13 protein-coding genes and 1 CRISPR repeat array (1 of these 14 cut by a window edge) are annotated in these 16,139 nt (G+C 51.4%); of the genes, 2 read left to right on the top strand and 11 right to left on the bottom strand.

The genetic code is table 11. The annotated features are described in order from the left end of the window. A CRISPR array of direct repeats spans positions 1–751; the repeat unit is 30 nt; unit sequence ATTTCAATTCCACTCAGGTACGATTAGAAG (it extends 3,367 nt beyond the left edge of the window). 214 nt (positions 752–965) lie between these two features. The 9 genes from cas2 to cas6 all read right to left on the bottom strand — a co-directional run bounded on the left by cas2 (position 966) and on the right by cas6 (position 9,931). Continuing rightward, entirely contained in the window at positions 966–1,229 is a 264-nt protein-coding gene (gene cas2, locus EQG79_RS04125; protein WP_129600129.1) for a CRISPR-associated endonuclease Cas2, read from the bottom strand. 93 nt (positions 1,230–1,322) lie between these two features. Beyond that, positions 1,323–2,330, bottom strand: a complete 1,008-nt coding sequence (cas1b, locus tag EQG79_RS04120; protein WP_129600127.1) for a type I-B CRISPR-associated endonuclease Cas1b — start codon at positions 2,328–2,330, stop codon at positions 1,323–1,325. Between the two features lie 48 nt (positions 2,331–2,378). Next, the gene (locus EQG79_RS04115) at positions 2,379–2,912 is read right to left on the bottom strand and encodes a serine/threonine-protein kinase (protein WP_129600125.1); all 534 of its coding nucleotides are present in this window, start codon (positions 2,910–2,912) and stop codon (positions 2,379–2,381) included. Between the two features lie 63 nt (positions 2,913–2,975). Beyond that, on the bottom strand, positions 2,976–3,488 hold the full coding sequence (gene cas4 / locus EQG79_RS04110) for a CRISPR-associated protein Cas4 (RefSeq protein WP_129600123.1): 513 nt from the start codon (positions 3,486–3,488) through the stop codon (positions 2,976–2,978). Then, positions 3,485–5,821 (bottom strand): CRISPR-associated helicase Cas3', encoded by a 2,337-nt coding sequence (cas3, locus tag EQG79_RS04105; RefSeq protein ID WP_129600121.1) that lies wholly within the window; start codon positions 5,819–5,821, stop codon positions 3,485–3,487. The genes cas4 and cas3 overlap by 4 nt, the downstream gene beginning before the upstream one ends. Further along, positions 5,814–6,488, bottom strand: coding sequence for a type I-B CRISPR-associated protein Cas5b (gene cas5b, locus EQG79_RS04100; protein ID WP_129600119.1), 675 nt, complete (start codon positions 6,486–6,488; stop codon positions 5,814–5,816). The genes cas3 and cas5b overlap by 8 nt, the downstream gene beginning before the upstream one ends. Continuing rightward, complete coding sequence (gene cas7i, locus EQG79_RS04095) at positions 6,488–7,561, bottom strand: type I-B CRISPR-associated protein Cas7/Cst2/DevR (RefSeq protein WP_129600117.1); 1,074 nt, start codon at positions 7,559–7,561, stop codon at positions 6,488–6,490. The genes cas5b and cas7i overlap by 1 nt, the downstream gene beginning before the upstream one ends. Positions 7,562–7,563: 2 nt before the next feature. Next, a complete protein-coding gene (gene cas8a1 / locus EQG79_RS04090) occupies positions 7,564–8,991 on the bottom strand; it encodes a type I-B CRISPR-associated protein Cas8b1/Cst1 (protein ID WP_129600115.1) in 1,428 nt (475 codons plus the stop codon). A gap of 100 nt (positions 8,992–9,091) precedes the next feature. After that, a complete protein-coding gene (gene cas6, locus EQG79_RS04085; protein WP_129600113.1) occupies positions 9,092–9,931 on the bottom strand; it encodes a CRISPR-associated endoribonuclease Cas6 in 840 nt (279 codons plus the stop codon). Positions 9,932–10,087: 156 nt separating this feature from the next. Between cas6 and EQG79_RS04080 the strand changes: the two genes are divergently transcribed. Together EQG79_RS04080 and EQG79_RS04075 are read left to right on the top strand one after the other, a co-directional pair. Next, the gene (locus tag EQG79_RS04080) at positions 10,088–11,083 is read left to right on the top strand and encodes a helix-turn-helix transcriptional regulator (protein WP_129600111.1); all 996 of its coding nucleotides are present in this window, start codon (positions 10,088–10,090) and stop codon (positions 11,081–11,083) included. Positions 11,084–11,323: 240 nt separating this feature from the next. Continuing rightward, positions 11,324–11,887, top strand: a complete 564-nt coding sequence (locus tag EQG79_RS04075) for a TetR/AcrR family transcriptional regulator (RefSeq protein ID WP_077920484.1) — start codon at positions 11,324–11,326, stop codon at positions 11,885–11,887. Between the two features lie 38 nt (positions 11,888–11,925). On the opposite strand, the gene EQG79_RS04070 is transcribed toward EQG79_RS04075, so the two are convergent. Together EQG79_RS04070 and EQG79_RS04065 are read right to left on the bottom strand one after the other, a co-directional pair. Then, complete coding sequence (locus EQG79_RS04070; RefSeq protein ID WP_077920483.1) at positions 11,926–15,057, bottom strand: efflux RND transporter permease subunit; 3,132 nt, start codon at positions 15,055–15,057, stop codon at positions 11,926–11,928. 12 nt (positions 15,058–15,069) lie between these two features. Continuing rightward, the gene (locus EQG79_RS04065) at positions 15,070–16,125 is read right to left on the bottom strand and encodes an efflux RND transporter periplasmic adaptor subunit (protein WP_129600109.1); all 1,056 of its coding nucleotides are present in this window, start codon (positions 16,123–16,125) and stop codon (positions 15,070–15,072) included. Between the last annotated feature and the right edge of the window lie 14 nt (positions 16,126–16,139).

Raw genomic sequence — 16,139 nt, 5'->3', positions numbered from 1 at the left:
CAATTCCACTCAGGTACGATTAGAAGTCGAGTTCACCAACGGCTACGGTGCGGATAAGCCCATTTCAATTCCACTCAGGTACGATTAGAAGGCCAGTACCACCGTAATGGTGCCCGTGTTGCCCGCATTTCAATTCCACTCAGGTACGATTAGAAGGCTACGACGTGGTAGAGCCGGTATTTCATACGATTTATTTCAATTCCACTCAGGTACGATTAGAAGCAAAATCGGGGGCGACGGGCAGGTAATCCCGAATTTATTTCAATTCCACTCAGGTACGATTAGAAGCTTTCACCGGGCCATGCCTGCCTATAGTCTCGAAGAATTTCAATTCCACTCAGGTACGATTAGAAGGAGCGGTCAGGCTGGGGCTGTTGTCGTTTTTCTCCATTTCAATTCCACTCAGGTACGATTAGAAGGACGCTACTCGACCGGCTGGAGCAGCGTAGACTACTATTTCAATTCCACTCAGGTACGATTAGAAGCGCGCTGTTTGGCCGCTTCGAGGGCGGCTACTTCGATTTCAATTCCACTCAGGTACGATTAGAAGGCTGACCAATGCGCTCGACCGGCTGATCTATCTCGACATTTCAATTCCACTCAGGTACGATTAGAAGGCGCAGGACTTTCCCAGCCCGGTTAAACTGACCATCTAATTTCAATTCCACTCAGGTACGATTAGAAGCGCTTCTTCGAATCCATTGTCACCCCGGTAGTTCGCATTTCAATTCCACTCAGGTACGATTAGAAGGCGTGAAATTAGTACTAAAAAAGTGCCTTGAGATTGTCCCAAGACACTTTGATACTCTTATTCTGGAATGAAAAATCGTCGATCGCCAATACTACGAAAAGGCCCGGCGATCGACGACGGCTCATTGTCAGTCGCTTACCTGCAAACAAGGCTTTTCTTCCTGATTCTACAACATGTCAATGAACAGGTTCGGCCAGACCGACGACATTTCCCCCTACAAAAAATTATCCGTCGACTGCCGTTCTACACCCACAATCTCCTTATCGAGCCACTTCTGGTCGCGGTTCTTGAACAGAATCAGGCTGTCCTCGTCCTCACGCATAATTCGCCGGGCTTCGTAAAGAAGTTCCTTTAGCTGTACCTCCGTCATCTCACCCTCGAAAACAGAATTCTGTATCCAGTTCAGGTACCGCCGACAGAGCTTCAGCATTTTGCCGACCCGCTTCTGCCCCATGTCATACACCAGGATTACGTACATGTTTTTATTGAGTGATTGAGTGGATAAGCGATTGAGTGAAAAGCTGCTCAATGAGTATGCACTCAATCACGCATTCGCTCATTCAAAATTAATTTACCACCAGGCCTTGAATGGTTTGTACTCCTCGATCCCCAGCAAATGCTTCTGAAGCTTGTAGCACTCCAGCTTGATCAGGTGTCGGTAACTCACGCTCCGACCCAGCGACCGGTGTTTGATCGTTTCCTTCAGCGCAGCGTCGAACTCCTCCAGAAATCGTTTGCGGGCCGCTTCCTTCATCACACAGCCGCCCACCTCGACCCTAAAGTCCGACGCCTGTAGCTGCCGCTTGTTCACCATCCGAAAGATGAGCCGGTCGACCAGGATCGGCTTGAAAATCTCGGCCATGTCCAGCGCCAGCGAATACCGACGCGCCCCTGGCTCGTGCAGAAAGCTGATTGTCGGGTTCAGCTGCGTATGATAGATCATGCTCAGACAGGCCGTATAACAGAGCATATTCCCGAACGAAATCAGCGCGTTCAACTCGTTTTGGGGCGGGCGTTTGCTTCGGCCATCCAGACAGAATGTCTCTCCAACAATGGCATCGAAACAGCTATAATACGTCTGGCGGATGTTGCCTTCGAGGCCCATCAGCGCCGGTACGTCCGGGGCGGTCGGTACGCTCGCCAGCAGTTGCTCTACCGTGGCAACGGCCGTTTCCAGGTCTTTTTGCCGATTGTTGTAATACTTCAGCACCCGCAGGATGTTGCAGGCAGCCCCTTCGACAAACGTTCGGGCAATGGCGATCCGCTTTTTGGGCGACAGATAGTACCGGGTTTGCTCGACCTGCATTTTGCCCGCCAGCAAATACTCACGGGGCATAAATGAACCGGTGTAATGCTCATAATAGTCGAAGAAATGAACGGCGATGCCTTCCTTACCCAGAAAGTTATAAAGGGCCGAGTTGGCGTCCAGACTGCCGAAGACATACAGGTCCGACACCTGCTCAATGGGCAGATAGCGCGGCTGGCCTTCATGACCGGCTTCGTCTACTGGCGTAAACTTCAACGTGTTATCCTTACGACTCATGCGGCCAGCGTTGAAGAGGTATTTGGTTTGTTTCATAAAGTTGATGTGGCGAAGAGGCAGGGACAAATACTGTTATACGCGGCCTTATCTGTTCAAAAAATAATCCCGAAACTGTACCAGTTCGGTTTGTTCAACGTCCAGGTATCTGGCAAAAATCCGCTCGCCCACCTGCCATTTCAAGGCCGATATGCCTACATCGATCAGCCGTAGGCCGTGTTCGGTGAGCAGAATATTATCAAACGCCAGGCCGCCCAGATCAGAAAGCCCGGGCCGACGTCTCGGCTTTAAATCTCGATGAACAAACCCCGCCTGATGTAAGGCCGTCAGCTCATCGACAAACACATCATACCATAATTCCCGACGTTCAATTTCGTAAGCCCGGTAGTCAAACGGACGAATACGCTCCATGACCAGCATTTCGGCCTGAAGTTCTTCACTGTAATCGAGTCGGATAAACCTGACCACCAAATCATTAATTGTGTTGGCGAACTTTATCTTTTCGGCTTCTGAACCAATATCGGAGCGCGTATCACCCGTAAATAGCTTAGCTACTTCGGTTTTCGATACAGCAATGACCGCGTTGTTTGCACCGGCCGACAGTTGACGAGGATATTTCATACTGGGTAGAGAACAGAACGAACAGCTGGGCGGTAGCTATTGCTCCGCTTCGGCTGTTCGATTTTATTCACTGGATTCTTCGACATAGCAGAAATCAAAATAACTGCACGACCGGCATTTCGATTTGCTGATCCGGCCCGGACACTGCTCACTATCCACGATTCGTTCAATATCCCGAATCCACTCTTCCACTACTGGAATATCCTCGACTTCGAGCCGGACGGCCTGCGTCTGCCGAAGCTTGGGGTACTCGATCAATCCGGTAGCGCCCTCGATGCCGTTTTTACGAAGCAGATACAGGTAAAACTGTACCTGAGCCACATGCGAATGCTCCAACTTATCGGACTTCTTTATTTCATGCACCACTTTGTCATTGGGGTCGTAGAAGTCGATTTTAGAGCCGTCGAGTAGAAGTTCCCGATAGCGTTCAGCGCGCTGGGGGTATGATTTCTCTCCAATGAACGAGCCTTCTGCGACCAGCTCCGACGTGTGCTCCATCTCGATCTTATGGTGAAACAACCAGGTTTTCCGGTGGCAAACCATGTAGTATTTGATATACGTGCCGGTGATGGTCATGAATCAAAATCAAAGCCAGATGTATCGGTCCACTCCTCTTGCTGATCGTAAAGAAGCCCAAACTCAGGATCGTATTTCTTGGTCAAAATGAAATACTTTATTTCAAGAAGCGAACCATCTTTCTTTTCGATAGAGTACATCTGCGCCTGAAGATTCTGATCATTCTCTCGCATCAACTGAGCAAACTTATTTTTACGAACTTGCACCTTAAGGCTCTCTGCGCCAATAAAATCAAACTGGCTCAGCCGCTGAATATAAGCTTCTTGTAAAATTACCGGCAGTACCTTTATTCCATCAAATTGTTTGTAGAAGTCCTCCTCTCCCAATTTAGATCGATACATAGGAACAAGTTGCTCTGACGACACAGATAATCGATCGTAAATTAGATCGAACTGCTCTTTCTGCTTAGGTTGCCAGTCTGGATAAACGAAATCAATATACTGCTGTAGCTTTCCTTCCTCTATAACACCAGCTTTTTCGGCGATAATTTTTTCAAAGGCATTAATCGTAAGTGCTACGATCTCGGTAGGATAAATGTATCGATCTGTCGGATTAGATTCCCGAAAAACAATCACTGGGCTTTCCCCTTTTTCTCGCTTTCGATTTACGCGCCCAAATCGTTGAATGAGTGCATCAATGGGAGCTGGTTCGGTGAAAATCAGATCGTAGTCAATATCTAAGCTGACTTCAATAGCTTGTGTTCCAACTAAAAGTTTTATCGATCCGTCCTCTTCACCACGCTTTAACGCCAATTCATGTTGAGTTCGATCTACCCCGTTGAATGCACTGTGTAAAAGAACGGCGTTGTCGCAATCCTCTCTCAGTTCATTGAAAACTAACTGTGCATTTTTAACGGTATTACAAACGACCAGCACTTTTTTTCCGACATTCAACGCTTTCCGAATCAGGCTAAGATTCTCCGTTAATAGCCCTTCCTGCAATTGAAGCCGGTGGCGAACGAATTGACTGTATAGACTATCCGATGCTTTGATCTCCGTAAACTCACCAATGGCTTCTTCCAACTCTTTTTTCAGAAACGTTGGCATGGTCGCCGTCATGACCATTACCTTGACATAGAGATGCTTCACAGCGTATTGAAGCAACACCTTGATCTGGGCAAACACGTCAGGACTATACGCGTGAATTTCGTCGAAGATGAAGTAGCTACCTACCATCTCAAACAGACCTTGCTCAAAGCCTTTTAAGCCAAACAAGTGTTTTAATAGCTGAAACGGTGTTACCACTTTGACGGGCGTAACAAGCGTTTTGAACTTGTCCTTTAGCTCATCAATCTTCTCTTTTTTCTGACTAAGCGAATATTGGAAATCATCAAAGTAGTCATACAGATAATCACTGAGTTTGCCGTGTAGCATTCCGACGTATGGCTGACCCATTTCTCTGCCAAGCCGCTCGTACATCGCGTTGATGGAAGCCGTGAATGGTAGGATGTAGAAAACCCGCCCTTGGCCGAAGTGCTTCATTTGCTGACGTAGCCAGATAATGGCACTTTCTGTTTTGCCCGAACCAGTTGGCGACGTAAGAATCAGGTTACCTATGACGCTCGCACAGGACAATTGATGATCATAAAAGTCAGCCCCTTTCGCTCTAAGATTTATGCGCTTCTGATCCAGAAACTGAAACTGTTCATCAGAAATACATAACAATTCTTTAACTCGGGCAGAGCCCAGATGGTCGCAATGCTTTAGCCCGCCAAACAAAAGCAGCAACTCAATATACGCTGGATTGGACGTATTCATTTTGCTGATCTGTCCCTGATAAGAGAGGACTACCTGCTCGGGATGCCGAACAGAAAATTTACCGAGCTTGACACCGTACTCGTCAGCGGCTAACTGAATCAGTAATTTCTCACGAACGTTTCGACGGAACTCGCCTTCGTAATCAAGACGACCATCTGCCCCCGGCAGTCCAAACGCATCATCGTCAGATTGATAGAAATCACAGATATATTTCAGCCAAAGCTGCTCGTAATCTTTGTGATGTCCTGCTACAACTAATCGAATTAGCTCCCGAATAGGCTTGTCCTCTTCTAACCCATCGATGAACGGTAGTGAAAACAATTCGTGCCGCTGCTTACGCCATTGGTTCGATTCACCACGTAATACCTTCTGAAAATCAATGTGCCCTTTCCCCAGATCATGGCAAACAATAGCAAGATGCAGTACTCGCCAAAAATCATACGAGAGTTGTAGCTTGCTGATCTGAGGAAAAATAGTTTGCAATCTTTCCCAGATCAGCAAGCAATCGTCAACATGTTCCTGTAAGGTGAGCCTTGGTTCTGACTTAGCTAGAATTTCATCATACGGCTTAGTCATATTCAGAGAAATCTAATTGGTGCAGATAAATATCAACTCCTTCTTTGCCTACCTTTTCGTCATGAATAGCCGATAAATTACCCTTGACTGGCGTGAGGTAGCTAATGACGGAATACGGCTCTGTTCCTACGTTCTGACGGGGAAACGTGTCTGTAAAGTATTTAGGTAGTGCCTGAATCTGACCGGCCAGATGGTTCTCTCTGAACGGTATTACCTGGCCGGCTATGCGAGACGAGTACGCCACTTCAGGCAAGTCAACGGTTGTTATTTGGTCGACAGTCGCCAGATCATTCATCCGCCCAAGCACTAAAGGATAGTAAGGCTGCCGGAAAAAATCAGCCAGGATTTTATCGGTCAGGTAGATTTTGAGCTTTGCATTATATAGGAACTCACGCCGGATGATGTTCGACTTAGCGTTGTTCGTGGCTCTACCATTATTACTGTCAATTTGGTAGATGGTTTCCAGGTCAGACGCCTTGGCTTCGAACTGAAAATAGTAGCCCAATTTAAGCTCCTGATGGCTCAAATACTGTCCTGCGGCTGCATTAATCAACCCCAGTACTGTACTGACCGGTGGCACTTCAAGCGTCGGTTGAACACCACTGATCAGATTAGGGTATCGGAAACTGGCCGTCCAACTGCTTATGTCCACAACATGAACTTGCATCAGGATAGCTGGTTTTCGAGTTGATTGCAATACGCATCAATCGTTTCATTGATTGTTCCAATCTGAACGGTTGGGTAGCCTTCGCCAAGCGACAGCAGTTCTTTCAGAGAATCGTTATACTCATTCAAAAAACCACTGCGCTTGCCAATAAAGACTGTACCAATAAACTGCTCGTTGTAATCTCTCAGCACCTCCTTCAGTCCCTCCAAATTCAGCACAACTCGGTCATGATTCATACCTTCGCTCGCAACAATATGCGAGAAAGGATGATTACCGCTGCTCGTTGTTGCCAGCACAATGAACTTTGGTGTTACGTCACCCATGTTGTTCGTTTGCATGGCTCCGCCCGAAATGGTTTTCAGCGCCTGAATCGTCCCCTTCGCCCGCTCCAAACGAACGTCTTTGGCTAGCTGAACCAGCTTTTGCGGATTACCCTTACCGTCTTTGACGTATGGATCGTCAATCTCCACTGCCCCCTGATTAAGTGCTTCGGTCCGCAGCTTTTGCGTAATATTCTTGAAACCTGTTTTATTATAACTGGCAAACGTGCCAAGCTGAGCCAAGTCAAGCGAAAACATACCCTTCATAATAGCGCTGTACTCTTCCTTGCTATAAGGTACAGAATCGCCATCCTGACGGGCCATACTCGACCAGTTTTCGACCGTCCGTGCCGAGCCAACTGAAACAATCGCCGAGTTTTTCAGCGGAGAAACGCGCGTCACTGTAGCATCAACTTTCTTAGCTTTTCCCTTTTCATCAATTACTTCTTCCTTGACGGCTTTCATATACCCAAAAACGTCGTCGTCAGGATACAGAAAAGGATTGGCTTCGGTGAAAGCGATTTTGTTATCACGAGTAATTGGGGACAACGACCAGCCTACGTTACGTTGCAAGGCTTCACGCCACCAATACCGCCAGGCCTGCCCCGATACGTACGTATGCGTACGACCATTCTTCGTTATCTTTTTTGTAGCTACGGCATTTTCAAAATTGCTACTGCTACTTTTTCCAGCGTTGTTCAGCGCGACAACGTCAACGTCCAGTAGGACAAAGCCTTGGGTTTTCAAATTCATGATTAGTCGTTTTCAGAGGTTTCTAATTCTTGTTCTTCTATTTCTGTTGGCACAATCATGTGGTTATCATGAAGTTTCTCGTAAATCGCAATCAGCAGTAAGTCTCTGATTTCTCGCCAGCTAACGGTTTCGGGAAACAAGTATTCCACGTCGTCCAGCCGAATTAAAGGTGTGACAGGATTAGCCTTGTAGTTGTCGTCAATCAGTTTCAGCAGATACTGTCTTACTTCCTGAACGTACTTCGCTCGGTTGAGTCGGAGGATGGCTTTTTTGATACTATCCTCGTCGCGGCTGACGATAAAGCCCGCGACATCTTTAATTTTTTGCAGGGTTCGTTTATCCATATTCATTACATAAAAAAGGTAGTTCTCAACGATCTGAAAGGGAAACTTGTGTTTGCGAATCCACTCTTTGAAATAAGGAATCAAGGTTCCACCGTTTAGCAAGCGCTCTAAAATGACATTGCGCCACGTGCTGAACGAATCGTAAGCCAGCTCTTCTTTGGTAGATACCCACGTGTTTGAGTCTTGATTATACCTTGCATCCTTATATTTCGAATTGCGATAATGAGCGGCTACAAACGGACGCCATTGTTCAGCGTAAACTACCGTTTGACAAAGCGCGTAGAAGCCGAATATTGTAGCTGGGAGCTGATACATGACCACCTCTGGTTTTGCGCCAAAGTTGGTGAAGTGATACAAGCTCAACGTGGTATCGCGAATCTCTACGACATTCTCATCAAGCCGTGTAAACACGGCTGGCCTAATATTTTTAACGCAGGAATCAGCAAAGGAAAAGAGGGCATTAGCTACGATGCCGTACTCAGAACGAGCAACCCCGCTGGCTAGCCCACGTCCGATAGCCGTTAAATGTCCATCGGTACCGTTCAACAACTGCTGTACGTAGTATTTTGCAACAACGCTGTTATTACTGCTGATAAGCCCGATTTTGTCGCCCAACTGCGTGACGCCCAGCGGTACAAAAAAGAACCGAATGATGATCTCTTTAGACAAGTATAGCCCACTCTCAAATCCGTGATGGAAGTTTATAAACGTACTTGAACCCGAAAGGATATGGTTATCCCGCCCAGCGGCAAACAAGTTTGTTTTTCGGCCAGAGATGCGACAGTAACCAACCTGAGACGGAGCCGTTTCGTTGATTATGCTTCTGTAATAAGCCAGCGTTTCGGCCAGTTTGCGCTTACTATCGAAAGCAGGTTGTGTAATTTTTGAGTTAAGAAAGAAGGCATGAAGATTGGCATTCCATTGATTGATGTAGATATTGGCTACATACTCAATCAATCCCAGAATATCCTTGTCTTTCAGCTTAGGATCTTCCCAAAGCGTTTCAATCACATACCCGCCCACGTCAGCGAAGGGGTCGCCAGTAGGAGATATTAAGTAATCTTTTGAGACAATACCTTGATTCATAAACTTTCGTATTTTTTTTAATTAAGCAGGCGTTTTCAAATACTAAAACTCAGATCAAGTTGGGGGTTGCATTAGCACGGTTTTGAAGGGGGCTGCTTATTTATTGTACCCCTACTGCTCCAAACCCTTCCGCGTTATATCGCCCTACACCGCCCAGAACGGCCATTTCAAGCAACTCTTTGGGACCGTTCAACTCGAATGAGAAGCCGTAGTAGCCGCGTACTTTGGTTTCTTCCCGAGCGCCTTCTTTAATCGTTACTAATCTCGATTTGGGCTGGGCCGCTTGCCGCCCCGGATTGGGCAACAGCCGGTAAGTGAGCGAAGCCGGTTCGGGGTCGTAATCCGTCATGTCGCCGGCCAGTAAGGTTGTTTGTACGCTGGCGAACTTTGCCAGCAGGTTCGAGACCAGCAGGGGACCAAACTGCTCGTCGGCCGGGTGCAGATACTGATCCATACCCCGCTCGTCTTTCTCCGCAATTACTACTGGCGAGAGCGTTCGTAACCGAACCGTATCGCTTGTTATCTCCACCGGTACGGCTTCTACCCGTTCAATGATAAACTCCGTTCGGTGCTTCGGCGTGGCAATCACACAGCGCTGGTCCTGAAACAGACCCATGATAAAATCCTGAGCGGCTTTGTCGATGTAAAAACTAACGATCCACTCTATATGGGATGAGTTGACCCACATGCCGCCCGCCCGCGTATCGACCCGAACATTCGGCATGATCAGGTCCGAGAAGGTGAACAGCTTGAAGCGTCGGGTAGTCGAATACACGTACCCCTGCTCGTGCAGAAAATGGGCGTACTGCTGATCGGCTTCGGCCAGCACGGTATAGATGAACGCACTTAGCCGATACGCGTAGTTAAACGGAACCAGCGTCTGGCGCTGGGTGGGGCGAAGGGTAAGTCGAAACTGCATGATGGTGGATAGAAATCGCATCGAGTGAGTAAACGGTTATCCCGAACCAGCATCGATGATTAGATTTACATGTCTGTAATGTTATGCCTTTGCTTTACCAGTTACAAGGTCATGTTAGTAAGCGGTTCAAAGGTCTCGTAGCATCGGGCAATCTATCTGCACGAAACTGTTTTTTTTATGCCTATTGTTAAAAATCGCCTTGACCGACTTCAGAAAATCAATGGTCGGCTCAACCGCTGGGGTGGACGGCCGGTATCCAAGGAGGAGCTGATGCGGCTGTGTGGGGTCTCGGAGCGCACCCTGAAAGAAGACCTGCAATTCATGCGCGACGAGTACGACGCCCCCATCGTTTATCGGCGCAGCGAGGGGGGCTACTGCTACCAGACACCGTTCGATATGGCTATTCAGCTGCCGTTCAGCCATGAGGAACTGGCCGCGCTCGAAACGGCGGTGGCTACGCTGAATCAGTTTAAGGAACTGGCTATGTTTCGCGACCTGGAAGGCCTGGTCGACAAGCTGGAGAAGGCGGTACGGTTCCGGTTTTCGGGATCGGCCGATTACCGGCACTACCTGCATTTCGAGTCGGTGCCGTACAGTCGGGGGAGTGAGTATGTAGCTTTTCTCTTACAGGCAATTCGCGACGAAACGGTCGTGACGTTCAGCCATCAAAAGTTCGACGCGCCCACACCCAGTACCCACCGGGTTTTTCCGTACCTGATCAAAGAACACCGGAACCGCTGGTACCTGATTGGCTACCAGGTCGACTATGGGTTGCTGCGGGTATTCGGCCTGGATCGGATCGTGCCGGGCAGTCTGGCCGTAGATCAAACCGCTCCGCACGTTGTTATCCCCGATTTTGATGCCGACAGTTATTTTCGGCATTCGCTGGGGGTGGCGGTATACGAAGACCAGGAGCCGGAAGCAGTGGTGCTGTCGTTCAGTCCGCAGCAGGGGCGCTACTTCCGGGCGCAGCCCTTTTTCCCGTTTGCAGAAGACGATGTGTTGTGCGATACCGAGCTTGAGTGCCGCATCCGGTTGCGGATGATTATCAACAAAGAACTGGTGTATGAACTGGCGCGGCTGGGCCCGGCGGTGAAGGTTCTTTCGCCCCCTCATCTGGTGGCGCAGCTGAAAACCTACCTCCAGGAATCGTTGCAGCAATACGCCGATTGATCCCCTTCAGAGCTTGTTTGGGGAAGATATCTGCTGACTTTAGTCGGCTCAAAGGGCTGCCTGAACACCCCCCAGCCCCCTAAAGGGGGAGAAAAACGGCGGGGTTAACTCCCCCTTTAGGGGGCTGGGGGGTGAAACGGTAGCGATTCGGGCTAGTGGAATTCACATCAACTCTTCCCCAAACAACCTCGCAGGGGCCGGTGGTACATAACTCTCGGCCGTTGCGGGGGTTTATGGAACATGAAAGAGCGAATCATTACCGAGACCCGGCAGCTGTTCAACCAGTTCGGGGTGAAATCCATCCGGCTGGAGGACATAGCCCAGCAGTTGGGCATCTCGAAAAAAACGGTGTATCAGTATTTCAGCAGCAAGGAAGACCTCGTCCGGCAGATACTGGAAAGCCAGCTGAATGAGAGCCTGCACGAAGCCAGTGCCATTCATACCCAGGCAACCGACCCGATGACGAGTGCGCTGCTGATCTGGGATCGGCTTATTCACTACAAACAGACCGTCAACCCGAACCTGCTGCGCGATATCGAGCGGCATTACCCGACCATCTGGACCTACTTTCAGACATTCCGAACCGAATACATCAACACCATTCTGCTGGCCAACCTGCGGGCGGGGGTCGGGCAGGGGCTGTACCGCACCGACCTCGACGAGACGACCATGGCCTGGCTGTGGCTCGAACAGAGTCAGTGGGACGTACCCCATGCCGGCGCTGAACTGGCCATCAAGCACCACTTCGTGCGGGGGCTGCTGACCCAGGCCGGGTTGGCCCTGTACGAACAGCACCGGCTGTAAATACAGAAGGCCTGCCGCTCGGCAGGCCTTCTGGTCGATTACTCCATGGCTTTGGCGACTTCCAGCTCCTGGGGTTTTTTCGGGATGACTTTCTTCTTCGTGAACCGGGCAAGGATCCGGTCAACGACCAGGTACATCGACGGTACCACGAGCAGCGTCAGGATCAGCGACGAGGTTAGCCCCCCGATGATGACCCAGGCCATACCATTCTTGGTTTCGGCACCGGCACCGCTGGCCAGCGCAATGGGCAGCATACCCAGGATCATGGCCAGGGTTGTCATCAGGATCGGGCGCAGCCGCTCTTTGCCCGCTTCGATCAGGGCGTCGATGACGTCGTGCCCTTCGGCTTTCAGCTGATTGGCAAAGTCAACGATCAGGATGGCGTTCTTGGCCACCAGACCGAGCAGCATGATCATCCCCACAATCGAGAATACCGTCAGGCTTTCCATGGTCAGCGCCAGCGCCAGCAGGGCACCGACCAGTGCCACCGGTATCGAGAAAAGAACCACAAACGGGTACACAACGCTCTCGTACAGGGCTACCATGATGAAGTACACCAGCAGAATGGCGATCATCAGCGCCAGACCCAGGCTGCCGAAGGCGTCGGACTGCTGCTGCAGCTGCCCCAGGTACTGGATACTGACCCCTTCGGGTAGCGTCTGCTGCGCCATTTTGGCCTGAATGTCGGCACCCACCGTACCCACCGGACGGCCCACTACCTGGGCGTTGATGGTGATGGACGAGAGCCGGTCGATGCGCTCCAGCACGCTTTCGCCAACCTGCTCCTGAACGGTGGCAAACTGCGACAGCTCGAAGGTTTTGCCTTGGTTGTTGACAAACGTCAGCCGGCTTACGTCCTGCGCCTGGGTCCGGTCAAACTGATCGAGGCTGACCAGGATGTCGTACTCGTTGCCGTTCTGCTTGAACTTCGACTGATCGTTACCCCGGAAGGCATTCTGCAGGGCGATACCTACGTCCGATGCGTTGATACCCAACTGGGCCATGCGCTCGCGGTTCAGGTTGACCGTCACTTCAGGTTTCGGATCTTTCACCGAATATTTCACGTCCTGCGTACCGGGTACCGAGGTGGTGACCTGTTTAACAATTTCGGCTGCCTTGCGGATGTTGGCCAGGTTGGTGCCTTTGACGGCAATCATGATCGGCGCCTGCGAGGCTCCTACGATACCGACCGGGCTGACCGTCACTTTAACGCCCGGAATCTGCCCGACTTCCTGCTTCAGCATCTGCCCGAAGGCTTCGGTCGAGAGCGTCCGCTGTTTCTTGTCGACCAGCTTCACGTTGATGTCGGCGAGGTTGCTGTTGGAGGCCGTGGCCAGGCCGTTGCTGCTGTAGCCCACGTTGGTGAACACGTTGGTCACTTCGGGATGCTTCATGATGATCTGCTCGGCCCGCTGCGCAACGGCGTTGGTCTGGTAGATCGAGGCCGTTGGCGTCAGTTCGACCTGTACGCTCATTTCGGCCTGGTCGCTCTGGGGCATGAACGCACCGCCAATGAAACCGGCTGGTACCAGCGCAATCGAGCCGACCAGCAGCGCGATGACGCCCAGGAAGACGTACCGTTTATGACCCAGTACCCATACCAGAATACGGCCGTAGGCGTTGGTGAGCCGGTCGAGGAAGCGCTCGAAGCCCAGGTTGAGGCTACCCCACAGGGATTTGGGGTTCAGCACCTCGATTTTACCAAAGCGCGACGCCAGCAGGGGCGTCAGGGTGAACGATACCAGTAAACTCATCAGGGTAGAGAACACGACCACCAGCGCAAACTCACGCAGGATGTTGCCGATCAGGCCACCGGTCATGGCCAGCGGTACAAATACCACCACGTCGACCAGGGTAATGGCCAGTGCCGTGAAGCCGATCTCGCTCCGGCCGTCGAGGGCCGCCTGCCGTTTGTCTTTCCCCATTTCGAGGTGGCGGTTGATATTCTCCAGCACCACGATCGAGTCATCGACCAGGATACCGACAACCAGCGAGAGGGCCATCAGCGTCATGAGGTTCAGCGAGAAACCCATGATATACATCAGCGCAAAGGTCGGGATCATGGACGACGGCAGCGCCACCAGCACGAACAGTGCCGAGCGGAAACTGTGCAGGAACAGCAGCATCACCAGCGATACGATCAGCACCGCCAGGCCCATATCCTCAACAACTGCGTGGGCCGACGCCAGGGTGTAGATCGACTGGTCCGACGCGATATTGAACTTGAGCCCTACTTTGCTGTACTGCTTTTCCAGCTGCGCTATTTTGACCTGCGCCTGCTGGCTCACCGATACGGCGTTGGCGTCTGACTGCTTCTGGATCTGCAAACCAATCGAAGGCCGGGCGTTGATGTGGTTGATGGCCGTCGGTTTGGTCGTGGCGTCAACGACTTCGGCTACGTCTTTCAGCAGCACCTGGCTGCCGTCGTTACGCTGGGCTATGATCAGGTCGCGCAGGCGTTTGACGGTCTGCACCGACGCGTCGAAGCGGATCGAGTACTGCGACTGCCGGGTTTCGAGCTGACCCGCCGGGTAGCTGGCGTTGGCTGCGTTGATGGCCTGGGATACCTGACCGATCGAGAGGCCGTAGCCGCGCAGCTTTTCGGTGTTGACGTTGACCTGGATTTCGCGTTCGTTACCGCCGATGACGTTGACCTGACCCACCCCGGCCACGTTCGAGAGCTGGGGTTTGATGTCGTTGTCGATCAGGTCGTAAAGGGCCGTCGGCGACATGTCGGCCGTAACGCCCATCCGCAGTACGGGAATCTCGTCGGTCGAGAATTTATTCAGGATGGGGCGGTCGGCCTGGTCGGGCAGGAGGTTGATGATCTGCTCGATCTTGCGCTGGGCATCCTGCTGGGCCAGGGTGGTGTTGACCCCGTTCTTGAGCTGGATAACCACGCTCGACGCGCCTTCCTGCGAGGTGGAGGTCATCCGGTCGAGGCCTTCCAGCGCCGACAGGGCTTCTTCAATCCGCTTGGTTACGTTGGTTTCTACTTCGTCGGCCGAGGCTCCCCGGTAGGTCGTTACCACGCTGATGACGTTGGCTTCGAACTTGGGCAGCAGGTTGTAGGAAAGCTGCTGGTAACTGAGGGCGCCGAACAGGATCAGGACCGTAAAGATGGTCGTTACCAGCAGGGGCCGTTTAACCGCTATTTCAGATACAGACATGAGGGCTGTTGGTTATTGGGTGATTTGGACCGGCTTGCCGTCGCTGAGGTTCAGCTGGCCCGTCGTAACTACCTGCTCGCCGGCGTTGAGGCCGCTGAGTACTTCGATCGTGTCGCCAAAGTCGCGACCTACCTGGATGGTGCGCCGAACGGCTTTGTTGCCGGCAATGACGTAGACGTAGGGGTTCTTGATACTTTCGACCAGGGCCGACCGCGGAATCTGCAGGGCTTTCTGGGCCGATTTCTGCGAGAAGTCAACATTAACGAACGTACCGGCTTTCAGGCTGCCGGCCTGGTCGATGGTAATCTCGACCGGGTAGTTATGCTCTTCGGTGCCCTGCGGAGCGATGTACGAAATACGACCGTTGAAGGTCCGGCCCGGAAAAACATCGGCCGAGACTTTCACGGCCTGCCCTTCGCGCAGCTGATACACGTCGCTTTCGTTAACGGGTACCTGCACTTTCAGCCGGGCTACGTCCAGCACGCGTCCCAGCACTTTACCAACCGTGATGTACTCGCCGGGTTCGATGTCTTTCTGGACAATACGACCCCCGATGGGCGATTTTACGTTGGCATCGGCGATCTGTTTTTTGATCTGCTCGGCCTGGTTAACGGCGTTTTCGTAATTGTATTTGGTCTCGTTCACCTGAATTTCGGTGGTGGCGTTACCGGCCAGCAGGGTGTTGTACCGCGTTACGTCTTTCTTCAGCCGGTCAATGGAAAGCTGGGTGGCCTCCAGCGAGAGTTCCTTCAGCCGGTTGTCGAACTGAACCAGCGTAGCCCCTTCGCGCACCGATGAACCCAGATTGAAATTCACTCTGGTGACCTTACCGGCCGTGGTGGCAATGATGTCGGCCTCCTTGTACGGAATCAGGTTGCCCGTTTTAACGAGCTGCTGGCTAACGGTACCTTCGGCAACCGGCGCTACGGTAACCGGAATGGCCACGTTGGTCAGGACCGCGGGCTTTTTCTGCTCGTCGATCTTCTTTTTGTTGGAAGCCAGGCGGAAGCCAATCAGACCGGTTATGGCGAGTATGGCTGCGACGACGATGAGCGTTGTCTTTTTCATGATCTATAAATCGG

Origin of the sequence: Spirosoma sordidisoli (genome assembly GCF_004138325.1) — a bacterium.
Classification (GTDB): Bacteria; Bacteroidota; Bacteroidia; order Cytophagales; family Spirosomataceae; genus Spirosoma; species Spirosoma sordidisoli.
Note: the sequence above shows the minus strand (reverse complement) of the source record. Positions and strands in the feature narration are given on the sequence as shown.

Bases quoted from the DNA above. Each gene is read 5' to 3' on its own strand.
- cas3 (WP_129600121.1), bottom strand. From the start codon at position 5,821: ATGACTAAGCCGTATGATGAAATTCTAGCTAAGTCAGAACCAAGGCTC.
- EQG79_RS04075 (WP_077920484.1), top strand. From the start codon at position 11,324: ATGAAAGAGCGAATCATTACCGAGACCCGGCAGCTGTTCAACCAGTTC.
- cas2 (WP_129600129.1), bottom strand. From the start codon at position 1,229: ATGTACGTAATCCTGGTGTATGACATGGGGCAGAAGCGGGTCGGCAAA.
- cas8a1 (WP_129600115.1), bottom strand. From the start codon at position 8,991: ATGAATCAAGGTATTGTCTCAAAAGATTACTTAATATCTCCTACTGGC.
- cas6 (WP_129600113.1), bottom strand. From the start codon at position 9,931: ATGCGATTTCTATCCACCATCATGCAGTTTCGACTTACCCTTCGCCCC.
- EQG79_RS04070 (WP_077920483.1), bottom strand. From the start codon at position 15,057: ATGTCTGTATCTGAAATAGCGGTTAAACGGCCCCTGCTGGTAACGACC.
- cas1b (WP_129600127.1), bottom strand. From the start codon at position 2,330: ATGAAACAAACCAAATACCTCTTCAACGCTGGCCGCATGAGTCGTAAG.
- cas7i (WP_129600117.1), bottom strand. From the start codon at position 7,561: ATGAATTTGAAAACCCAAGGCTTTGTCCTACTGGACGTTGACGTTGTC.
- EQG79_RS04115 (WP_129600125.1), bottom strand. From the start codon at position 2,912: ATGAAATATCCTCGTCAACTGTCGGCCGGTGCAAACAACGCGGTCATT.
- EQG79_RS04065 (WP_129600109.1), bottom strand. From the start codon at position 16,125: ATGAAAAAGACAACGCTCATCGTCGTCGCAGCCATACTCGCCATAACC.
- cas4 (WP_129600123.1), bottom strand. From the start codon at position 3,488: ATGACCATCACCGGCACGTATATCAAATACTACATGGTTTGCCACCGG.
- cas5b (WP_129600119.1), bottom strand. From the start codon at position 6,488: ATGCAAGTTCATGTTGTGGACATAAGCAGTTGGACGGCCAGTTTCCGA.
- EQG79_RS04080 (WP_129600111.1), top strand. From the start codon at position 10,088: ATGCCTATTGTTAAAAATCGCCTTGACCGACTTCAGAAAATCAATGGT.